The organism is Streptomyces melanogenes (assembly GCF_014649795.1).
In the GTDB taxonomy this organism is placed as follows: Bacteria; Actinomycetota; Actinomycetes; order Streptomycetales; family Streptomycetaceae; genus Streptomyces; species Streptomyces noboritoensis.
The window spans coordinates 96,404-111,814 of sequence record NZ_BMTS01000001.1; the positions used below are offsets into that span (position 1 = coordinate 96,404).

A 15,411-nucleotide genomic window follows, 5' to 3' on the forward strand; every position below is an offset into this window, starting at 1 on the left:
AGGCCATGGCTATCGAATTGAGCGTATTCATGTCTTGGACCTCTCGGGACCTCCGGCCCTAGCGTCTATGACATGGCTCTGGCAACGCGGACGGACCGAAAACCGTCCTTGACGCGCACCGTGTGGGACTCGACCGTCGGCAAGAAGGCGGTCATGGCCGTCAGCGGTCTGATCATGCTGACGTATCTGGCCGTCCACATGTTCGGCAACCTCAAGATCTTCTTCGGGGCGGGCGACTTCAACGGGTACGCGCACTGGCTGCGCACCGTCGGCGAGCCGTTCCTGCACTACGAGTGGGCGCTCTGGATCATCCGGGTGGTGCTGGTCGCCGCCGTCGTCGCGCACGCGGTCTCCGCGTACCAGCTGAGCCGGCGCGACATCAGGGCGCGCCCCAGCCAGTACGTGCACCGGCGCCCCCGTGCCAGCTACGCCACGCGCACCATGCGCTGGGGCGGTGTCATCCTCGGTCTGTTCATCGTCTGGCACGTCCTGGACCTGACCACCGGGACTGTCCACCCCGGCGGCTTCCAGTCCGGGCACCCCTACCAGAACGTGATCGACACCTTCTCCACCTGGTACGGCAACACCATCTACATCGTGGCGATGCTCGCCCTCGGCCTCCACGTCCAGCACGGCTTCTGGAGCGCCGCCCAGACCCTCGGCGCCGGCAGCGCGGCCCGCGACCGGATCCTCAAGACCCTCGCCAACGTGCTCGCGCTGGTGCTGACCCTCGGATTCATCTCCGTCCCCGTCGCCGTCATGACCGGAGTGGTGAGCTGAATGACCTCGTATACCGACTATGCGCTGGGCGAGCCGATCGCCGACACCAAGGCGCCCTCGGGCCCCGTCGCCGAGCGCTGGGACACCCGCCGCTTCGAGGCGAAGCTGGTCAACCCGGCCAACCGCCGCAAGCACACCGTGATCGTCGTCGGCACCGGCCTCGCGGGCGGCTCGGCCGGGGCGACCCTGGCCGAACAGGGCTACCACGTCGTCCAGTTCTGCTTCCAGGACTCACCGCGCCGCGCCCACTCCATCGCCGCGCAGGGCGGCATCAACGCGGCCAAGAACTACCGCAACGACGGCGACTCCATCCACCGCCTCTTCTACGACACCGTCAAGGGCGGCGACTTCCGGGCGCGGGAGTCCAATGTCCACCGGCTCGCGCAGATCTCGGTGGAGATCATCGACCAGTGCGTGGCCCAGGGCGTGCCCTTCGCCCGCGAGTACGGCGGCCTCCTCGACACCCGCTCCTTCGGCGGCGTCCAGGTCTCCCGTACGTTCTACGCCCGCGGCCAGACCGGACAGCAGCTGCTGCTCGGCGCCTACCAGGCGCTGTCGCGGCAGATCGCGGCGGGCAACGTAGAACTGCACGCCCGCACCGAGATGCTCGACCTGATCGTGGTGGACGGGAAGGCGCGCGGCATCGTCGCCCGGGACCTGGTCACCGGGAAGATCGACACGTACTTCGCGGACGCGGTGGTCCTCGCGTCCGGCGGCTACGGCAACGTCTTCTACCTCTCCACCAACGCCATGAACTCCAACGCCACCGCCGTGTGGCGGGCCCACCGGCGCGGCGCCTACTTCGCCAACCCGTGCTTCACCCAGATCCACCCCACCTGCATTCCGCGCACCGGCGAGCACCAGTCCAAGCTGACCCTGATGAGCGAGTCGCTGCGCAACGACGGCCGGATCTGGGTGCCGAAGGCCAAGGGCGACACCCGTCCGGCGGCCGCGATCCCCGAGGACGAGCGCGACTACTACCTGGAGCGCATCTACCCCTCCTTCGGCAACCTCGTCCCGCGTGACATCGCCTCGCGCGCCGCCAAGAACGTCTGCGACGAGGGCCGCGGGGTGGGCCCCGGCGGCCAGGGCGTCTACCTGGACTTCGCGGACGCCATCGCGCGGATGGGGCGGGACAAGGTCGAGGAGAAGTACGGCAACCTCTTCGAGATGTACGAGCGGATCACCGCCGAGAACCCGTACGAGGTGCCGATGCGGATCTATCCCGCCGTGCACTACACGATGGGCGGGCTGTGGGTCGACTACGACCTCCAGACCACCGTGCCGGGCCTGTTCGCGATCGGGGAGGCCAACTTCTCCGACCACGGCGCCAACCGGCTCGGCGCCTCGGCCCTGATGCAGGGCCTGGCCGACGGCTACTTCGTGCTCCCCTCCACGATCAACGACTACCTGGCGCGCAATCCGCACCAGGAGCCGGTCACCGCCGAGCACCCGGCGGTCGCCGAGGCCGTCGCGGAGACCGAGGACCGGCTCAACCTGCTGCTCGCGGTGGACGGCGACCGCACCCCCGACTCCTTCCACCGCGAGCTCGGCGAGCTGATGTGGGAGTACTGCGGGATGGCCCGCACCGAGGAGGGGCTGCGCAAGGCGCTGGAGCGGATCCCGCAGATCCGCGAGGAGTTCTGGCGCCGCATCAAGGTCCCGGGCACCGGCGAGGAGTTCAACCAGTCCCTGGAGAAGGCCAACCGCATCGTCGACTACCTGGAGCTCGCCGAGCTCATGTGCCTCGACGCACTGCACCGCGCCGAGTCCTGCGGCGGCCACTTCCGCGAGGAGTCCCAGACCCCGGACGGGGAGGCGGCCCGGCGCGACGAGGAGTTCTCGTACGCCGCCGCCTGGGAGTTCCGGGAGACCGGTGCCGCCCCCGTCCTGCACAAGGAAGACCTCGTCTTCGAGTACGTCCACCCCACCCAGCGGAGCTACGCATGAAGCTCACCCTGCGCGTCTGGCGGCAGCAGAACGCCGACGCCGACGGAGCGATGTCCACCTACGAGGTGGACGGCATCTCGGCCGACATGTCCTTCCTGGAGATGCTCGACACGCTCAACGAGGAACTCATCCTCGGCGGCGAGGACCCGGTCGCCTTCGACCACGACTGCCGCGAGGGCATCTGCGGCGCGTGCAGCCTGGTCATCAACGGCGATGCGCACGGACCGGAACGCACCACCACCTGCCAGCTGCACATGCGGGCCTTCCGGGACGGCGACACCATCGACGTCGAGCCGTGGCGGGCAGCCGCGTTCCCGGTCGTCAAGGACCTGGTGGTGGACCGCTCGGCGTTCGACCGGATCATCCAGGCGGGCGGCTACATCAGCGCCCCGACGGGAGCCGCGCCCGAGGCGCACGCCACGCCGGTGCCCAAGCCGGACGCCGACTTCGCCTTCGAGCATGCCGAGTGCATCGGCTGCGGCGCGTGCGTGGCGGCCTGCCCCAACGGCTCGGCGATGCTGTTCACCTCGGCCAAGGTCAACCACCTCAACGTCCTGCCGCAGGGCGCGCCCGAGCGCGAGACCCGGGTGCTCGACATGGTCGGCCAGATGGACGCGGAGGGCTTCGGCGGCTGCACCCTCACCGGTGAGTGCGCCACCGCCTGCCCCAAGGGCATCCCGCTGCCGTCGATCGCGGCGATGAACAAGGAGTGGCTGCGGGCGACCAGGAAGGCGAAGAAGGTCGGCCGCTGAGACGCTGAGACGCTGAGGCGCTGAGGCGCTGAGCGGTGGGTGTGCCCCGGGCCGTGGGTCCGGGGCACACCCCTTTTTTTGTTGTACTGCTCAGCTGGTGACGGTGATCTGCTGGGCCGCGTCGGTGGTGTCGGTGACGTCATACGTCGCGCTGAAGGTGGCCGTCTGGTTGCCCGTCGGGCAGAGGAACCCACCCGTGCCGGTGGCGGCCACGGGCGCGTTGGCAATGGCCAGCTTGGACGGCGAGCCGTTGGTCCAGGTGCCCGGGACGCTGGTGGGGCCGCCGGGCGAGGCGGTGAGCGTGCAGCTGGCCAGGCCGCTCGTCTTGATGACGACGCCGCCCTTCGGCATGGTGAGCCCGGCCGAGATCGGCGAGCCGTACTGGGCGGAGATGCTCCACTGGCCGTTGGTCGCGTTGCTGGTGACGGTCACACCGACGCCGAAGATGCTGGTGGTGCAGCCGCTGAAGGTCGGTGGGTTGATGGCGGCGGAGACGGGCCCCGAGGCGTTGTGGTTGCCGGGGGCGGCCGGGATCTGGTTGGTGCTCCCGCCGTTGGGGACCGACGCGGAGACCGTACAGGTCATGGTGGTGGAACCGGCGGTGAAGGTGGCCTTGCCGTTGAGCTTGGCGGCGAAGGAGTGGCCGGCCGGGGTCACCGTGGTGGAGCTGGGGGCGACGGCGCTCGCGGCGGTGGTGGCGCCGAGGGTGAGAGCGGCCGCGGTGGCCACGAGGGCGGCGGGCACGCGGAATCTGCGGGTTGCCATGGGGGGCTCCTCGGTCGTACGACTTCGATGGGGTGGGGGTTGCGAGGAGGAACTCAGGTGAATCCGAACCCTGGTGAACTTGAGGGTAAGTCCGCTTTTTCGGACCGAACAGCCGCTGTTCCGCCACGAATTGACGAACCGTCAGCTTGCTGTTCGGTGAGGTTCTGCTACTGATCGGCGGCGGTCGCCCGTCAGCCGTCGAGCGCCTTCGCCAGATACGGGGCGGTGCGTCCGGCCCCCGCCGACGCGACCTCGCGCGGCGGGCCCGCCGCCACGATCCTGCCGCCCTCGTCGCCGCCGCCGGGCCCGAGGTCGACCACCCAGTCGGCGCCCGCCACCACGCTCATGTCGTGCTCGACCACGACCACCGAGTGGCCCGCGTCGACCAGGCCGTGCAACTGGCGCAGCAGCACCTCGACATCGGCCGGGTGCAGCCCGGTCGTGGGCTCGTCCAGCAGGTAGAGGGTGTGGTCGCGCCGCACACGCTGAAGTTCCGACGCCAGCTTGATGCGCTGGGCCTCGCCGCCGGAGAGCTCGGTGGCGGGCTGGCCCAGCCGCAGATAGCCGAGGCCCACGTCGAGCAGTGCGGTCAGGCTGCGGGCGGCGGCCGGGGTGTCGGCGAAGAAGTCCGCCGCCGCCTCCACGGTCAGGTCGAGCACCTCGGCGATGGTGAGCCCCCGGTGGGTGACCTCCAGCGTCTCGGGGTTGTACCGGGCGCCGTGGCAGTCCGGGCAGGGCGCGTACGTACTGGGCAGGAACAGCAGCTCCACCGAGACGAACCCCTCGCCCTGGCAGGTCTCGCAGCGCCCGCCGGCCACGTTGAAGGAGAACCGGCCCGCCTTGTAGCCGCGCACCCGCGCCTCCTCGGTGGCGGTGAACAGCTTGCGTACGACGTCGAAGAGACCGGTGTAGGTGGCGAGGTTGGAGCGGGGCGTGCGGCCGATCGGTTTCTGATCGACCATCACCAACCGTCCCACGCCCGGGAGTTCGTCGGTGACCTCGCCGACCAGGGTGGACTTCCCGGAGCCCGAGACGCCGGTCACCGCCGTGAAGACGCCCAGCGGCAGGCGGGCGGTCAGACCCCGCAGATTGTGCCGGGTCACCGGCCCGACCTCCAGCCAACCGGACGGCTCGCGCACCTCGCGTACGGGCGCGGGCGCCGTGTCGAAGAGGAAGCGGCGGGTCTGCGACTCGGCCACCTCGGCCAGCTCGTGCGGCGGCCCGCTGTGCAGCACCTGCCCGCCGTGCACACCGGCGTGCGGACCCACGTCCACCAGCCAGTCGGCGTGCCGCACCACATCGAGGTGGTGCTCGACCACGAACACCGAGTTCCCGGCCGCCTTCAGCCGGTCGAGGACCGTGAGCAGGGCCTCCGTGTCGGCCGGGTGGAGCCCCGCCGACGGCTCGTCCAGGACGTACACCACGCCGAACAGCCCCGACCGCAGCTGGGTCGCGAGCCGCAGCCGCTGGAGCTCCCCGGCGGAGAGGGTGGGCGCGGTCCGGTCCAGGCTGAGGTAGCCGAGGCCGAGCTCGGTGACGGGGGCGATCCGGCTCAGCAGGTCGGCCGTCAGGACCTCGGCCGTGGGGCCGCCGTCGGCCGAACGCAGCACCTCGGCGAGGGAGCTGAGGGGGAGCGCGGCGAGCTCCGCGATCGTGCGGCCCGCGAAGGTGACCGCCAGGGCCTCCGGCCGCAGCCGGCTGCCGCCGCAGACCGGGCAGTCGGCGCTGGTGAGGAACCGCTCGGCCTTCGTCCGCAGCGTGGGGCTCTTGCTCTCGGCGAACGTCTTCATCACATAGCGGTGGGCGCTCATGTACGTGCCCTGGTACGGGCGTTGGATGCGGTTCGCCTCGCGCACCGGGTGCACGGTGACCACCGGCTGCTCGTCCGTGAACAGGATCCACTCGCGGTCGGCCGGGTCGAGCTCGCGCCAGGGCCGGTCCACGTCGTACCCGAGCGTGTCCAGGACATCGCGCAGGTTCTTGCCCTGCCAGGCGCCCGGCCAGGCGGCGATCGCGCCCTCGCGGATCGACAGCGACGGGTCGGGGACGAGGAGCTGCTCGCTGGTGCGGTGGACACGGCCCAGGCCGTGGCACTCGGGGCAGGCCCCGGCGGCCGTGTTGGGCGAGAAGGCGTCCGAGTCCAGGCGCGCGGCGCCCGCCGGGTAGCTGCCCGCGCGGGAGAACAGCATCCGCAGCGAGCTGGAGAGCGTGGTGACCGTGCCGACCGAGGAGCGCGAGGTCGGCGACGAGCGCCGCTGCTCCAGCGAGACGGCGGGCGGCAGCCCCGAGATCTCCGCGACCTTCGGCGCCCCCACCTGGTGGATCAGCCGCCGGGCGTAGGGCGCCACCGACTCGAAGTAGCGCCGCTGGGCCTCCGCGTAGATCGTCCCGAAGGCCAGCGAGGACTTGCCCGACCCGGAGACCCCGGTGAAGACCGCCAGCGCGTCCCGGGGGATGTCCACGTCGACCCCGCGCAGATTGTGCTCGCGGGCGCCCCGCACCCGTACGTACGGGTCGTGGGCGCGGTCTTCGGTGGGTCCGGCGGGGCTTTGCATACCGGAATTCTAGGCGGGGCCGCCGATGAGGCCCGCGAGCCGCCGGTAGGAGTCCAGCATCGCGCCCCGGTCGTACGTACTGGTCGTGACCAGGTACTCGTCGGCCGCGCTGCGCGACAGCAGCTTCTCCAGGGCGTCAGTGACCTCGTCCTCGGTGCCGTGGATCTGGCCGCGCCGGGCCTCCTCGAAGAGCGCGCGCTCGCGGTCGGTCATCGCCAGCGCGAGGATGTCCTCGGCGGGGGACAGCGGCGGGAACTCGCCCCGGGTGCGCGAGTACGCCGTCGACCAGGCCTCGGGCAGCAGGATGCGGCGGGCCTCCTCGGTGGTGTCCGCCACCGCGACCGTGCCGGAGACCACCACGTACGGGCGGTCGTTCCACGCGGACGGGCGGAACGCGTCGCGGTAGTCGTCGATGGCACGCAGCATCGTGTCCTCGCCGCGCACATTGGCGATGACCAGGGCGAGACCCGCCTCGGCGGCGAGGCGGGCGCCCTGCCCGGTGGCGAGGACGAAGGCGGGCACCCGCAGGCCCTCGGCGGGGCGGGCGTGCACCTGGGGGTGGGCCGTCTGCGTACCGTCGAAGTAGCCGAGGAGCTCGGTCAGCCGGCCCGCGAAGTCGTCGGCGTCCTGCTTGTCGCGGCCCAGCGCCCGGCGGATCCCGTCGGTGAACCCGACCGAGCGGCCCAGGCCCATGTCGATGCGGCCGGGGAAGAGGGATTCAAGCACCCCGAACTGCTCGGCCACCACCAGCGGTTGGTGGTTGGGGAGCATCACCCCGCCGGTGCCGACCCGGATCGTGGAGGTGGCGGCGGCGACGGCCGCGGCGAGCACGGTCGGGGCGGAGCCCGCGACGCCCGGCACGCTGTGGTGCTCCGAGACCCAGAAACGGTGGTAGCCCAGCCGCTCGGCCTCCTGCGCGAAGGCCACGGTGTCCCGCAGCGCCCGCGGGCCGTCGTGTCCCGCGCGGATGCGGGAGCGGTCCAGGACGGAGAAGCGCGTCGACGCGATCACTGAGCTCACACAACCTTCAACGTCTGTGCCGCGCCAGGATTCCCTAGGGTGGACGCATGACCGAGAACAGCAGGCCACTGGCCGTATTCGATCTCGACGGCACGCTCGCGGACAGCGGCCACCGCCAGCACTTCCTGGAGGGCGCGAAACGGGACTGGACGGCGTTCTTCGCCGCCGCCCCGGCCGATCCGCCGCTGGCGGAGGGCGTCGCGCTGTGCCTGAAGGCCGCCGAGGAGTGCGAGGTCGTCTACCTCACCGGCCGCCCCGAGCGCTGCCGCCGGGACACCCGCGCGTGGCTGGCCGAGCAGGGCCTGCCCGACGGGACGCTCCACATGCGGCCCGACGCCGACCGCAGGCCCGCCCGGACCACCAAGCTGGAGCTGCTTCGCCGGCTCGGCGCCGGGCGCGAGGTGCGGATGCTGGTGGACGACGACGAGCTGGTGTGCGACGCCGCCGAACGGGCGGGGTTCCGGGTCGTACGAGCGCGCTGGGCTGCCCCGTCCGAGGCGCTCAAGGACGCGCAGGAGCGCGAGGGCAGGACCTGAGCGGCGGGCCGGACGGCCCGTCACACCTCCTGGTCGTCGTCCAGCCGGAAGCCGACCTTCAGACCCACCTGGTAATGCTCGATCCGCCCGTCGGCGATCTGGCCGCGCACCTGGGTGACCTCGAACCAGTCGAGGTTGCGCAGGGTCTGCGACGCGCGGGCGACGCCGTTGCGGATGGCCTGGTCGACGCCCTCGGGGGAGGTGCCGACGATCTCGGTGACGCGGTACGTGTGGTTGGACATGGAGGTGCACTCCTCTTCGTCGCGTCCCTCCACCGTGCCCCACCTCGCGCCGCTTCGCGAGGCGTCGGCCGGGGCGCGGGTGCCGGGCCGGATGCGGCCTCGGTTCCGTAACGGGGCTTGACCGGTCCATTGGTACAGACCAAAATCGGCCGCACCCGAACTAGCCAACAGCTGCTTTCCCCCAGAAGAGCCGTCTGCGCTTTCCCCACGTCGGGTCATGACTGCCCGTGCCATGACGCAGAAGGTGACCTCCGTGAAGAACCGCTTCCTCCATGCCCCCGTCGTGCTCGTCACGGCCCTAGCACTCGGCGGCTGCGGCGCGCTGCCGGGCATGGGCGGGGACTCCACCACCAAAGTCACCGTGTGGCTGATGAAGGACAGCGCCTCCGACGAGTTCGTCAAGCGGTTCACCGACGAGTTCGAGAAGGAGCACAGGTCGGTCAAGCTGGACGTACGCATCCAGGAGTGGACCGGCATCGGCCAGAAGGTGACCGCCGCCCTCAAGACCGGTGAGGCGCCCGACGTCATCGAGGTCGGCAACACCCAGGTCTCCCAGTACGCGGCGAGCGGCGGGCTGCTCGACCTCACCCTGGAGTCGCTGCGCGACTGGGGCAGCAAGGACTGGCTGCCGGGCCTCGCCGAACCCGGCAAGGTCGACGGGGTGCAGTACGGCATCCCCTGGTACGCGGCGAACCGCGTCGTCATCTACAACAAGGACCTGTTCGACGCGGCGGGCATCACCAAGACCCCGAAGACCCGCGCCGAGTGGCTGACCGACACCGGCAAGCTGAACACCGGCGCCCAGCAGGGCATCTACCTCGCCGGACAGGACTGGTACACGCTCGCCGGGTTCGTCTGGGACGAGGGCGGCGAGCTCGCCCAGGAGAGCGCCGGGGAGTGGACCGGCACCCTCGCCACGCCCGCCGCGCTGCGCGGCATGGACTTCTACCGCCAGCTCCAGGCGCTCGGCGCGGGCCCCAAGAACGCCGACGAGGCCACGCCCCCGCAGGCCGAGGTCTTCGCCAAGGGCAAGGTCGCCCAGATCATCGCGGTCCCGGGCACCGCCAAGGCCATCCAGAAGGCCAACCCCGCGCTCGCCGACAAGCTCGGCTACTTCCCCATCCCCGGCAAGAGCGCGGCCAGGCCGGGCGCGGTGTTCACCGGCGGCTCGGACCTCATCGTGCCCAAGCGGTCCGTGCACCACACCGAGGCCGTGGAGGTGATCAAGGCGCTGGCCGGGGAGAAGTGGCAGCAGGACCTCGCCGCCACCATGAGCTACGTACCGAACAAGCCCGCGCTCGCGGCCGCCGTGGAGAACCAGGCGGGCACGGCCGCGATGGCGCAGGGCGCGGCCCGGGGCCGGGCCACGCCCAACTCGCCCCAGTGGGCCGCCGTCGAGGCCGACAACCCGATCAAGCCGTACATGACCGCCGTCCTCACGGGCGCGGACCCGAAGACGGCGGCCAGGACGGCGTCCTCGCGGATCAGCGCGCTGCTGTTCCCCTGACCGGGTCGTCGCCAGCCGCGCCCGCCGTCGCCAGCGACAGCGCGAACCGGCCGCCGGCGTCGGTCCACCAGTGGGTGGCCGTCAGCCCGGCGGCCGCCAGCTCGGCCCGCACGCCCTCGCGGCGGAACTTCGCCGAGATCTCGGTCCGCAGCTCCTCGCCCTCCTCGAAGCGGACGACGAGGTCCAGCTCGGGGATCTTCACGGTGAGGTCGGCGCGGGCCCGCAGCCGCATCTCGATCCACTCGTTCTCGGCGTCCCAGCGCGCCACGTGCGCGAAGTCGTCGAGGTCGAAGTCGGCGCCGAGCTCGCGGTCGATGACGGCGAGCACGTTCTTGTTGAACTCGGCCGTCACCCCCTGGTCGTCGTCGTACGCTCGCACCAGGACCGACTCCTCCTTCACCAGGTCGGTGCCGAGCAGGAAGCTGTCGCCGGGCTCCATCATCGCGGCGACCGAGGCCAGGAACTCCGCGCGCTCGGCGGGCAGCAGATTGCCGATGGTGCCGCCGAGGAAGACCACCAGGCGCGGGCCCGGCGTGGCGGGCAGGGCGAGCGGCCGGGTGAAGTCGGCGATCAGCGCGTGCACGTCGAGCTTCGGCCGCTCCTCGATCAGCGCCTTGGCCGCCCCGGTCAGGGCGCTCTCGCTGACGTCCACCGGGATGTACGTGAGCGGGTCCGGCAGCGCGTCGAGCAGCAGCCGGGTCTTCTCCGAGGAGCCCGAGCCCAGCTCCACCAGGGTGCGGGCGCCGGAGGCGGCCGCGATCTCGGCGGCCCGACGGTGGAGGATCTCCCGCTCGGCGCGCGTGGGGTAGTAGTCGTCGAGCCGGGTGATCTCCTCGAACAGCTCGCTGCCCCGGGCGTCGTAGAACCACTTGGGCGGCAGGGTCTTGGGCGTACCGGTCAGCCCGTGCAGCACGTCGGCGCGCAGCGCGGCCCCGGTGGCGTCCTCGGGCAGGGTGCGGGTCAGCTGGAACGGGTGGGACTCGTGCACGAGGAAGGCTCCTTGAGGGGGGTCAGTACGAGGTCGGTACGGGTCGCGGACAGCAGGGTGCGGTCGGGGACCTCGTGCCAGTGCGGATCGTCGTCGTAGGGCTCCGAGGCGACGACCGTGCGGTCGCCCGGCCGGGCCAGGTACCAGAGGGTGTCGCCCCAGGCCGTGGCGGCGATCGTCTCGCCGTCCATGACCAGCAGGTTCAGCCGCGAGCCGGGTGCGGCCTCGGCGACCTCGACCACCGTCTCGGCCAGCGCCCGGCCCAGCTCGTCGCCCGCCCGCAGGCGGTGCAGCAGCAGGGCCCACACCAGCGCGGAGTCGCAGCGCGCCTCCAGGCGCAGCAGTTCCTCCGCGGGCAGGGTCGCGGCCAGCGGGGCGAGCGAGCCGGGCCAGCCCTTGACGGCCCCGTTGTGGCTGAACAGCCAGTTCCCGGCGGCGAAGGGCGCGGCCGCGGCCTCGCCGTCCGCGCCGGGTTCGGTGGCGTCCCGGACCGCCGCGAGCAGCGCGCCGGTGCGCACCACCCGGGCCAGGTCCGCGAACGACGGGTCGGCCCAGATCGGCCCCGGGCGGCGATAGCGGCCCGGCACCGGGTCGCCGTCCGCGTACCAGCCCACCCCGAAGCCGTCGGCGTTGACCGTCCCGTACCGCTGGCGACGGGGCGCCCACGACTGCCGGTACAGCGCGTGCGGCGGGCTCACGAGCAGCTCACCCAGCGCCAACGGCTTGCCCAGAAAGGCGATGTGACGGCACATCAGGCATCCCTCGCGGTCCGGAACCCGGCGAAGATCTGCCGCCGCACCGGAAGGTCCCAGTTGCGGAAGGTGCCCCGGCAGGCCACCTGGTCCACGGCGAAGGAGCCGCCGCGCAGCACCTTGTGGTCGGGCCCGAAGAACACCTCCGAGTACTCCCGGTAGGGGAACGCCACGAAGCCCGGGTAGGGCATGAAGTCGCTGGACGTCCACTCCCACACGTCACCGATCAGCTGCCGCACCCCCAGCGGGGACGCGCCCGCCGGATAGGCCCCGGCGGGGGCCGGGCGCAGATGGCGCTGGCCCAGGTTGGCGTGTTCGGAGGTGGGGTCGGCGTCGCCCCACGGGTAGCGGTGGGAGCGGCCGGTGGCCGGGTCGTGCCGGGCCGCCTTCTCCCACTCCTCCTCGGTGGGCAGCCGCCGCCCGGCCCAGCGGGCGTACGCGTCCGCCTCGTACCAGCTCACGTGGAGCACCGGCTCGTCCAGCGGTACGGGCTCGGTCACCCCGAAGCGGCGGCGCAGCCACTGGCCGCCCTCGCGGCGCCAGAACAGCGGGGCCGTCAGCTCGTGCCGGCGGACCATCGCCCAGCCCTTCGGCTTCCACCAGCGCTCGTCGGTGTAGCCGCCGTCCTCGATGAACCGCAGATACGCGCCGCAGGTCACCGGGGTGGTGTCGAGGTGGAACGCCGGGACGATCCGGTGGTGGGCGGGGCGTTCGTTGTCCAGGGCCCACGGCTCGGCCGAGGTGCCCATGGTGAACGGGCCGCCGGGTATGAGGACTTCGGCGGGCATTTCCGCGGTGGAGCCCTTCGGCGGCTCGGGGGCGGCGAGCGCGGCCGGGCCCTTGCGGAGCTGATGGGTGATCAGCATCGTCTCGTCGTGCTGCTGTTCGTGCTGGGCGATCATCCCGAAGGCGAAGCCCGCGTCGACGAGGCGGGGGCCGCCCTCCAGCGGGGTGCTCTCCAGGACGTCGAGCGCCCGGCCGCGCACTTCGGCGGCGTACCGGCGCGCCTCGGCGGGCGAGAGCAGCGGCAGCGAGGGGCGGGACGCTCGGGGGTGCTCGAAGGCGTCGTACAGCGAGTCGATCTCCGGGCGCATCGCGTCCCGCCCGGCGACGGCCCGCAGCAGCCACTGCTCCTCCTGGTTGCCGATGTGCGCCAGGTCCCAGACCAGCGGCGACATCAGCGGGGAGTGCTGGGCGGTGAGGTCGTGGTCGTCGACGCAGGAGGTGAGGGTGGCGGTGCGCGCCCGCGCGGCGGTGAGAGCGTCCAGGGCGCGCCGGCGCAGCGCCTCCGGGTCGGTGGGGGCCGCTCCGGTCGGTTCGGGGCCGGTCATGAGGAGGTGTCCTTCCCGGGGGCGGGCGCGGACGAGGTGTCCGCGGGGGAGAGGCCCCGTGCGACGTGGCGGTCCGTGAAGGCGGCGACCGCCCGCCGGACCTCGGTGGTGGCGCCGAGCCGGGGCAGCGCCTCGATGGCGGCGGCGAAGCAGATCTCGGCCGCCTCCCGCAGTTCGGGGTCGGTGAGCCCGGAGCGGGCCGCGTCGACCCAGAGCGGGTTGCGCGGCGCGGGCGGTGAACCCGCCCTCTCGGCGAGGGACTTGACGGTCCGGTAGGCGGTCTCGGCCGCCTCCTGGTCGTCGAAGAGCGCGGTGGTCACGGCGAGTGGGACGATCCAGCCGTCCTCGCCCGGCTGCGCGTCGATCATGCGCAGCTCCAGGTGCCCGCGCGGTCGCACCGGCGGGAAGAGCGTGGTCAGGTGGTAGTCGAGGTCCTCGCGGGTGGGGCGGCGCGGCTCGCCCGTGCGCAGCCACTCCCGGAAGGTGAGCCCCTCCGGCGCGTCCCAGGGGCCCTCGTCGGAGCGGACGCACATCACCGGCGCGTCCAGGACGTGCGCGGCCCAGGCCGCCCGGGGCTCGGCGTCCAGCGGCGGCGCCAGCGAGCGCACCGGGTCGATCGCGGTCCACACCGCCTGCCGGGAGGAGCGCCAGTCGGTGCGTCTGCCCTCCTGCCAGGGGGAGTTGGCGAACGCGGCCACCAGGACCGCGCCGAGGAGGTGGGCCAGCCGCCAGCGGCGCCCGAAGCCCAGCGGGCCCGGCTCCTCGTACCCGGCGTCGAGGCAGACCTGGACGGAGGCCGAGGCGCACATCATGGCCCGCCCGGCCGGGCCCGTCCGGTCGAAGTGGGCTTCCATGGCGTCGTACCGGGGGTCGTGCAGGAACCGGCGCGGCGGCTGCCACGGCTCCTGGCCGAGCCCGGTGAGTGTGAGGTCCCTGGCGCGAAGAGCGGCCCGGACGGCCGTCAGATCGGCCGCCACGGAGTCGATGCACTCCATGAGGGATTCGGCGGGAAGCGAGCTGAGCTCCAGCTGGCCGCCGGGTTCGACGGTGAGTGCCGACCGCAGGGGCAGTGCCCTTAACGAGGCGTAGGCGGCGGCGAGTCGATGGTGCTGTACGGGGAGGTGCGGGTCGTGCAGATCATGGACGAGCCATTCCACTTCGACGCCGACGGCGCGAGGTGGGCCGGTCTTGAAGCAGATACATCGAAGCAGATCATCCGCTTCCGTTTCTGTGAACTGTCTGGTCAGCATGGTCGCTTCCCCAACTCGGGGGCCTTTTCGGTGCACTGTCCCACCTAAGCCACTGCCGTCATCTCGCACAAGAGTGCCCATCCGGACGGAAAGTATGTTGCGGGAGTGTCGTCCCGGCGTCAACGATGCTAGATATGAGTGCACGACTGCGCGACCTCGCGCGCCATACCGTGGAGATCACCGAAACCGGAGCGTACGAGGCGCCCGGCGGGGCCACGGTCTCGATCGCCGCCTGGCTGGCGGCGGCCGTCGACGGAACCCGGCTCTTCGGCCCCGGCCCGGTGCCGGTGACACCCGACTCCGACCGCTCCAGCGTATGCGCGGTGACCGGCGAGAGCAGCCTGGAGGCGGCCCGGCGGCTGGTGGGCGAGGGCCCCGGCGAGGTGGCCGTGCTGAACTTCGCCTCCGCCCGCAACCCCGGCGGCGGCTTCCTGAACGGCGCGCAGGCCCAGGAGGAGGCGCTGTGCCGCTCCTCCGCGCTCTACCCGACGCTGCTGACGGCGCCCGGATTCTACGAGCACCACCGCGCCGACCGCGATGTCTTCTACACCGACCGGGTGATCCACTCACCCGGTGTGCCGGTCTTCCGGGACGACCGGGGACGGCTGCTGGACGAGCCCTTCCGGGTCGGCTTCCTGACCTCGCCCGCGCCCAACGCGGGAGTGATCCGCCAGCGCACCCCGGAGGCCGTGGACCGCATCCCGCAGGCCCTGGCGGGCCGCGCCGAGCGCGTGCTGGAGACGGCTGCCGCCTGCGGCTACCGACGCCTGGTGCTGGGCGCCTGGGGCTGCGGTGTCTTCCGCAACGACCCGGCGGGGGTGGCGGGCGCCTTCCACGCCCACCTGACGGGCGAGGGCCGCTTCGCACGCCACTTCGACGAGGTCGTCTTCGCGGTCCTGGACCGCACGGCCGGCAGGGCCACGCTGCGGGCCTTCGAGACGGTGTTCGCGCAGGCGTAGCGGGCGCCATCGGGTGAGAGTCGC

The 15,411-nt window shown here is 72.1% G+C and carries 14 protein-coding genes; 6 read left to right on the forward strand and 8 right to left on the reverse strand.

Translation table 11 applies throughout. The annotated features are described in order from the left end of the window. The first annotated feature begins 72 nt into the window (after window positions 1-72). The 3 genes from IE252_RS00485 to IE252_RS00495 are packed head-to-tail and all read left to right on the forward strand — an operon-like array spanning window position 73 to window position 3,482. A complete protein-coding gene (locus IE252_RS00485; protein WP_190087196.1) occupies window positions 73-780 on the forward strand; it encodes a succinate dehydrogenase in 708 nt (235 codons plus the stop codon). After that, window positions 781-2,730: a fumarate reductase/succinate dehydrogenase flavoprotein subunit gene (locus tag IE252_RS00490; RefSeq protein ID WP_190087197.1), complete on the forward strand. Its 1,950-nt coding sequence runs from the start codon at window positions 781-783 to the stop codon at window positions 2,728-2,730. Then, on the forward strand, window positions 2,727-3,482 hold the full coding sequence (locus IE252_RS00495) for a succinate dehydrogenase/fumarate reductase iron-sulfur subunit (RefSeq protein ID WP_190087198.1): 756 nt from the start codon (window positions 2,727-2,729) through the stop codon (window positions 3,480-3,482). Before IE252_RS00490 ends, IE252_RS00495 begins: the two co-directional genes overlap by 4 nt. 90 nt (window positions 3,483-3,572) lie before the next feature. Here IE252_RS00495 and IE252_RS00500 read toward each other — a convergent pair whose 3' ends face one another. The 3 genes from IE252_RS00500 to IE252_RS00510 all read right to left on the reverse strand — a co-directional run bounded on the left by IE252_RS00500 (window position 3,573) and on the right by IE252_RS00510 (window position 7,822). Then, window positions 3,573-4,247: a hypothetical protein gene (locus IE252_RS00500; RefSeq protein ID WP_190087199.1), complete on the reverse strand. Its 675-nt coding sequence runs from the start codon at window positions 4,245-4,247 to the stop codon at window positions 3,573-3,575. A gap of 191 nt (window positions 4,248-4,438) precedes the next feature. After that, window positions 4,439-6,802: an ATP-binding cassette domain-containing protein gene (locus tag IE252_RS00505; RefSeq protein WP_190087200.1), complete on the reverse strand. Its 2,364-nt coding sequence runs from the start codon at window positions 6,800-6,802 to the stop codon at window positions 4,439-4,441. A gap of 9 nt (window positions 6,803-6,811) precedes the next feature. Further along, complete coding sequence (locus tag IE252_RS00510; RefSeq protein WP_190087201.1) at window positions 6,812-7,822, reverse strand: LLM class flavin-dependent oxidoreductase; 1,011 nt, start codon at window positions 7,820-7,822, stop codon at window positions 6,812-6,814. 47 nt (window positions 7,823-7,869) lie between these two features. On the opposite strand from IE252_RS00510, the gene IE252_RS00515 reads away from it, so the two are divergent. Beyond that, window positions 7,870-8,358 (forward strand): phosphatase domain-containing protein, encoded by a 489-nt coding sequence (locus tag IE252_RS00515; RefSeq protein WP_190087202.1) that lies wholly within the window; start codon window positions 7,870-7,872, stop codon window positions 8,356-8,358. A gap of 20 nt (window positions 8,359-8,378) precedes the next feature. Here the strand turns inward: IE252_RS00515 and IE252_RS00520 are convergent, their stop codons facing one another. After that, window positions 8,379-8,600: a dodecin gene (locus tag IE252_RS00520; protein WP_101391137.1), complete on the reverse strand. Its 222-nt coding sequence runs from the start codon at window positions 8,598-8,600 to the stop codon at window positions 8,379-8,381. A 253-nt stretch (window positions 8,601-8,853) separates the two neighbouring features. Between IE252_RS00520 and IE252_RS00525 the strand changes: the two genes are divergently transcribed. Then, window positions 8,854-10,107, forward strand: coding sequence for an extracellular solute-binding protein (locus tag IE252_RS00525; RefSeq protein WP_373298497.1), 1,254 nt, complete (start codon window positions 8,854-8,856; stop codon window positions 10,105-10,107). On the opposite strand, the gene egtD is transcribed toward IE252_RS00525, so the two are convergent. From egtD to egtA, 4 genes are read right to left on the reverse strand one after another with little or no spacing between them, the layout of a single operon-like run. Then, window positions 10,085-11,095 carry an L-histidine N(alpha)-methyltransferase gene (egtD, locus tag IE252_RS00530; protein ID WP_229847780.1) on the reverse strand — a complete coding sequence of 337 codons (1,011 nt, stop codon included), beginning with the start codon at window positions 11,093-11,095 and terminating at the stop codon, window positions 10,085-10,087. The two genes, IE252_RS00525 and egtD, sit on opposite strands and share 23 nt — an antisense overlap. Beyond that, the gene (gene egtC / locus IE252_RS00535) at window positions 11,068-11,847 is read right to left on the reverse strand and encodes an ergothioneine biosynthesis protein EgtC (RefSeq protein WP_190087204.1); all 780 of its coding nucleotides are present in this window, start codon (window positions 11,845-11,847) and stop codon (window positions 11,068-11,070) included. The genes egtD and egtC overlap by 28 nt, the downstream gene beginning before the upstream one ends. Next, on the reverse strand, window positions 11,847-13,178 hold the full coding sequence (gene egtB, locus IE252_RS00540; RefSeq protein ID WP_190087205.1) for an ergothioneine biosynthesis protein EgtB: 1,332 nt from the start codon (window positions 13,176-13,178) through the stop codon (window positions 11,847-11,849). Before egtB ends, egtC begins: the two co-directional genes overlap by 1 nt. Continuing rightward, complete coding sequence (gene egtA / locus IE252_RS00545) at window positions 13,175-14,428, reverse strand: ergothioneine biosynthesis glutamate--cysteine ligase EgtA (protein WP_190087206.1); 1,254 nt, start codon at window positions 14,426-14,428, stop codon at window positions 13,175-13,177. The genes egtB and egtA overlap by 4 nt, the downstream gene beginning before the upstream one ends. A 134-nt stretch (window positions 14,429-14,562) precedes the next feature. Here egtA and IE252_RS00550 point away from each other — a divergent pair, with 134 nt between their 5' ends. Next, window positions 14,563-15,387 carry a TIGR02452 family protein gene (locus IE252_RS00550; protein WP_190087207.1) on the forward strand — a complete coding sequence of 275 codons (825 nt, stop codon included), beginning with the start codon at window positions 14,563-14,565 and terminating at the stop codon, window positions 15,385-15,387. Window positions 15,388-15,411 lie beyond the last annotated feature (24 nt).